This is a genomic window from Acinetobacter sp. UBA2063 (assembly GCF_002333245.1).
Classification (GTDB): Bacteria; Pseudomonadota; Gammaproteobacteria; order Pseudomonadales; family Moraxellaceae; genus Acinetobacter; species Acinetobacter parvus.
In genome coordinates, this window is record NZ_DDAH01000115.1 from 1 (window position 1) to 5,182 (window position 5,182).

Genomic DNA, 5,182 nt, shown 5'->3' on the forward strand with positions numbered 1-5,182 from the left:
AAACGAATTCTTAAAGCCTTCAATAACTTTTCTGACGTTTTGCCAAGTTTCGTCCAAAGTGAGAGTAGTGCCGATCTGAATATCTGGAATTTTACCGCGCATACGCTCCAATCGTTGCTGGTTTGGCAAGGCAAGGTTTTGAATGCCATCCAGCGCGGTACATGCGGCTGCACGGTCATTGCAGACCAGACCCATATCACAACCCGCGTTTAATGCAGCCTGAATCCTCGCATCCGCGCCACCTGCCACACATGCAGCCTGCATACTCAGGTCGTCCGAAAATAAAACCCCATTAAACCTGAGCTGCTGGCGCAAGATATTTTGCAGCCAGAACGGGGAGAAGCCTGCTGGGTTGGGATCAACCTGATCATAGATCACATGGGCTGGCATCAAGGCATCCAACTGAGGCATTAACTGAATAAAGCTTTGCATGTCCTTGTCATAGATGTCCTGATAAGAACGATTGTCAATTGCTGCGGCAACATGTGAGTCTGCCTTGACGGAGCCATGACCAGGGAAATGTTTGCCCGTGGTTGCCATACCTGCTTTTTTCATGCCCTGCATAAATGCACCTGCCAGCGGCACGATGTCCTGCATGTTTTTGGCAAAACCACGGTCACCAATCACATCGCTAATCTCGTTCAGGTCCAGAACAGGTGCAAAGCTAAAATCAATCCCCACCGCAAGCACTTCAGTGGCCATTAACCAGCCACATTGTTCAGCCAGTTCAATCGCCTGTTGTGGGCTGTGCAGATAATGCTCTCCAAGTCGTCCCATCGCTGGAAGCAAGGTAAAACCCTGTCTTAAACGCTGTACACGGCCACCTTCCTGATCAACCGCAATCAGGATGTCAGGACGTACCTGCCGCATGTGGTCTGTCAATGCACGGACCTGTTGAGGCGATTCAATATTTCGGGCAAATAAAATCATGCCACCGACTTGCGGAGCCTGTAATAGTTCAATATCTTCTTGGGTAAGTTCTGTGCCAGCAATATCCAGCATCAATGCGCCGATCATAGTGATTCCGTTTGAATTTTGATAAAAAATTTGATGAAAAAAACGATAGATAAATTGTGCAATGATTTGCTACATTTTGTCAGTACAGAATATGATAAAACGACATGATATTGATGAATAAGTTATGCAGGTTGCCAAGATGTTGAATGCATGGCATTCATATTGACATTGTGCCTGTATAATAATTGCCATATCCAAGGAAGCACCAAAATTTTATGAAACTTCAAACGATAGCGTGTGCGGTTGCGATTGCGACTGGTGGTTTATTTTTCTCTCATACCATAAATGAGGCATTTGCGGCGACAGAAACGTCAGTTGTTTCAACAACGATCCAGCCATCACAGGAACAGGCGCTGGTCTCGCGTCAACTGGCAACATTGGTTGACCGTCAGCATTACCTAAACATGCGTCTGGATGCCAATACCTCAAACCGCATTCTGGATATGTACCTAGATAGCCTTGACCCAGATCATTCACTGTTTCTCAGTGGTGAGGTTGAGGAATATAAGAATAAGTACGGCTCTACCTTTGGCAGCTCCCTGAAAGCGGGTAACCTTACGGGGCCTTTTGCCATTCATGCACAATACCGTGAGCGTTTGAAACAGTTCTACGAATATATGCTGGCTGAACTCAAGAAACCACAGAATCTGCACCAGAAAGATGTGTATCTTGATATTGACCGTGAAAAGGCAGCTTATTTTAAAACAACTGCCGAGCAACAAAACCACTGGCAGAAAATGCTGGTGTCACAATTGATCAACCTGACCATCAGCAAGGAAGAGGAACAGGCCAAGCAAAAGGCATTAAAGGCCAATCCAGCACTTGCCAATGGACAGGATCTGACAGGGCCTGAAGACTTAACTCCTGTTCAGACACTCACCAAACGCTATACACGCCAGCTCGAGCGTATTGGCCGTGTAAAAAGTGATGATGTGCTGGATAAAACATTGAATGCCATGCTGGCAACCTATGATCCACACAGTAATTATTATCCACCAATTGATGCGATGGAGCTGAATCGTCAGACCACCTTGCAGCTTGAGGGGATTGGTGTTTCGATTCGTCCTGAACGTGGCAATGAGGACTACACCAAGATTGAAACCATCGTTGAGGGTGGCCCAGCCAGTAAATCTGGTCAGGTCAAGTCTGGAGACCGCATCATTGGGGTTGCTCAGGATGGCGATAAAATGATTGATGTCATTGGTTGGCCTAGTTCTGAGATTGTGGGGCTGATTCGTGGTAAACGCGGTACCAAAGTCACGGTACGCCTGCTGGGTGCTGGCGCAGCCATGAGTCAGGCGCGTAATGTCACACTGACACGCGATGTGATTCAGGAAGAGGATGCTGGTGTTCGTTCACGTACCGTTGAAATCACGCGTGATGGCAAGAAGCATGTCTTTGGTGTGATTGAGATTCCATCATTCTACTTTGATTATCGTTCACGCCGTGCTGGCACTGAGTATCGTTCAGTGTCTGAAGATACTGCAAAAGCATTTGAAGAACTGAAAGCCAAGAAAGTCGAAGGCATTATGGTTGATTTGCGTAATAATCCAGGTGGTTCTCTGGAAGAAGTTGCCCGTATGCTGGGACAAGTGATCAAGTCAGGCCCAGTGGTTCAGATCCGTGATGGCAATGGTAACGTCAATGTGTTTGAAGACACCGATGGCGGTGAACAGATTTATGCTGGACCAATGGCGGTACTGGTGAATCTGGCCTCTGCCTCTGCAAGTGAAATCTATTCTGCCGCAATTCAGGATTATGAACGCGGTATCATCATTGGTAGTACCACCACAGGTAAGGGAACCGCTCAGGTTCAACTGGATTCTTTGGCACATGGTCAGGCAACGCTGACCCAGCGTAAGTTCTATCGTGTCACAGGAGGTAGTACCCAGAATAAAGGTGTGATTCCTGACATCCGACTGGTGGATATCTACAATGAGGAGTTTGGCGAGCGTAAGGCCAAAAATGCCCTGAAGTGGGACACCATTCCAACAGCACCATTCAAGCGTGAAGGTTCGGTACAGCCCTATGTGGCTAAACTGAACCAGATCTCTGGACAGCGTGTTGCGACAGACCCACAGTTCAAGTATCTGGAGATACGCAAAACGCTTGCCAAGAAGACCGCCGATGAGAAAAAAGTGGTGCTGGATATTGACCAGCGCCGTGCTGAGCTGGTTGATCTGGAAAAGCAAACGCTGGATGCTGAAAATCAACGCCGAGCTGCAACAGGGCAGCCGCCTTATGCAAACTGGGAAAGCTATCAGGCCTCTATTGATGCTCTGGTGGAGTCTCGTGCCAAGATGAAAGCACATCTGCGCCCACCTCTACCAGAGGAAGAGGCATTTATTACCGAAGCGGCAAATGTGCTGCTGGACTATGCTGCATTGCAAAGCCGTTAAATTTTCGATTTTGCTGTTAAAAAATAGCCCTGTCATACAGGGCTATTTTTTATTGTCTAAGTCTTTAGTTCAAGGTTTAATTGACTCGAATCCAGATCTGGTTACGGCCTAATGCAGATATACCCAGATAGCCGCGCAAGTGCAGGCGTTTACCATTTGAGCTTAACTTGGCTTTCATGCTGTAGAGCTTGCCTGTATTTGGATCAAGAATACGGCCACTAGTATAGTTAAGGCCATCTGTGGACTTTAGGCCTGTCAGCACATCCATGCCAATAATAGGTTTGTTGGTATAAGGTGGTGGACAGTCTACACAGGTTTCCTTTGGAGTATAGCCCGCACGAGGGGTGACTTTGACGATTTTACCCACATAGGTGTCATTTTCTTTACGAATCTCAACGAGTCCTTTAGGTGCACCTGTTTTGTCATCAATCGTCTGCCAAAGACCCGTAATGTCTTCCGCAAAAGAAAAGCTACTGACTGCTGATAAGAGGAATGCACCTATAAATTGTTTGCCTTTCATCATTAAAAAATCCTTTTAACGTTTGATACTCTATTATGTAGGATATTTGACAACTAGTTCAATCTTTATGTGATATTTGCTGCAAATTTTAAGACAAAGATAAAATAAAAGTGGGTAGCCAGATGGCTGTGAAGACCCCATTCACCGCCATGCCAAATGCGGCATAACGACCCGTGACAGGACCACGCTGCCATGCCTGTGCCGTGCCAATGGCATGGGCCGCCAGACCCAGCGCCAGGCCAGAGGCACGTTCATCATGGATATGTTTTAAGATCCACGGTGAAAAGGCCGCTCCAATCACACCTGATAAGATCACAATTAGAGAAACCATCATCAACGGGGCATGTAGCAGTGTGGCAATGTTAAGTGCAATCGGTGTGGTCACCGCACGTGTGGCAAAGGCCATGATGGTCGGTTCAGACATGTGCAGTAAATAAGCAAGTCCCATTGGCAGGGCAACCGCACTGATGCTGGCAAAACATAAAATCCCGATCATGGACTTGATGGGCAAGTCATCGTAGCGCATCGCTGCGAGGGGAATGGCCAGCGCAACCGTGACATAACCAAGTAGATGGTTAAACACATCATTGACGTTGTTCATGTAGTGTTCATACGGAATGCCGAGGATTGCCAGTAATCCAATCACGATAAACATGGCAAACACAATCAGCGGAATCTGAGGAACCTTTTTATTCAAAGGTTTTGCAAGCAGATAGCTGATCAGGGTGATCACAAAGCCATAAATAACCATCAACATAAATAAAGGCCTCTATAACCAGCGTTTTGCCATTTTGGCGTAAATCCATAAGGGCAATAAGGTACTTAGGGTGAGCACAAACAGAAACACAGGAATTTCCTTGCCCAGATGAACCAGCATGATCAGCGAGCCTGCACAAATCGGCAGAAACGCAAATGCGCTTTCTTTCATGATTTTATTGTTGGTATCAATCAGGCGGTTGGAGATTTTTTTAAACCGCCTCCAGATCAGCAGGGTGGTGAGTAGCGCAATCAACCCCACCAGATTACCTAGTTCAGGGTGATGAAAGGCTTTGGTGATCAGGACGGCACCCTCACGAAATACGACAATCAATAAAATCGTGCAAAACCAGGCTGACCAATCAATATCTTTCATGTGCTTTTTTACTCTCGTCTATCTGAACGATGTGTAATCATCATTATAGTGATGAATTGTCATTCCGTTCGAATTCTTCCAAAGCCCGCTCGAATAAGGAAGCTTTTTTTCCAA

Annotated in this window: 5 protein-coding genes; 1 reads left to right on the forward strand and 4 read right to left on the reverse strand. The window is 46.5% G+C overall.

Translation table 11 applies throughout. From position 1 onward, the window contains the following. A partial coding sequence (gene nagZ / locus B4H32_RS05050) for a beta-N-acetylhexosaminidase (RefSeq protein ID WP_286800498.1) occupies positions 1 to 1,017 on the reverse strand: 1,017 nt, incomplete at its 3' end. A 215-nt stretch (positions 1,018 to 1,232) separates the two neighbouring features. Between nagZ and B4H32_RS05055 the strand changes: the two genes are divergently transcribed. Then, the gene (locus tag B4H32_RS05055; RefSeq protein WP_286800499.1) at positions 1,233 to 3,416 is read left to right on the forward strand and encodes a carboxy terminal-processing peptidase; all 2,184 of its coding nucleotides are present in this window, start codon (positions 1,233 to 1,235) and stop codon (positions 3,414 to 3,416) included. A gap of 76 nt (positions 3,417 to 3,492) precedes the next feature. On the opposite strand, the gene B4H32_RS05060 is transcribed toward B4H32_RS05055, so the two are convergent. From B4H32_RS05060 to B4H32_RS05070, 3 genes are all read right to left on the reverse strand, one after another. Beyond that, positions 3,493 to 3,936, reverse strand: coding sequence for a DUF2147 domain-containing protein (locus B4H32_RS05060; protein ID WP_286800500.1), 444 nt, complete (start codon positions 3,934 to 3,936; stop codon positions 3,493 to 3,495). Between the two features lie 88 nt (positions 3,937 to 4,024). Continuing rightward, positions 4,025 to 4,693: an LrgB family protein gene (locus tag B4H32_RS05065; protein WP_004683206.1), complete on the reverse strand. Its 669-nt coding sequence runs from the start codon at positions 4,691 to 4,693 to the stop codon at positions 4,025 to 4,027. A gap of 12 nt (positions 4,694 to 4,705) precedes the next feature. Continuing rightward, entirely contained in the window at positions 4,706 to 5,068 is a 363-nt protein-coding gene (locus B4H32_RS05070; RefSeq protein WP_004683205.1) for a hypothetical protein, read from the reverse strand. Positions 5,069 to 5,182: the final 114 nt, after the last annotated feature.

Bases quoted from the DNA above. Each gene is read 5' to 3' on its own strand.
- B4H32_RS05055 (WP_286800499.1), top strand. From the start codon at position 1,233: ATGAAACTTCAAACGATAGCGTGTGCGGTTGCGATTGCGACTGGTGGT.
- B4H32_RS05060 (WP_286800500.1), bottom strand. From the start codon at position 3,936: ATGAAAGGCAAACAATTTATAGGTGCATTCCTCTTATCAGCAGTCAGT.
- B4H32_RS05065 (WP_004683206.1), bottom strand. From the start codon at position 4,693: ATGTTGATGGTTATTTATGGCTTTGTGATCACCCTGATCAGCTATCTG.
- B4H32_RS05070 (WP_004683205.1), bottom strand. From the start codon at position 5,068: ATGAAAGATATTGATTGGTCAGCCTGGTTTTGCACGATTTTATTGATT.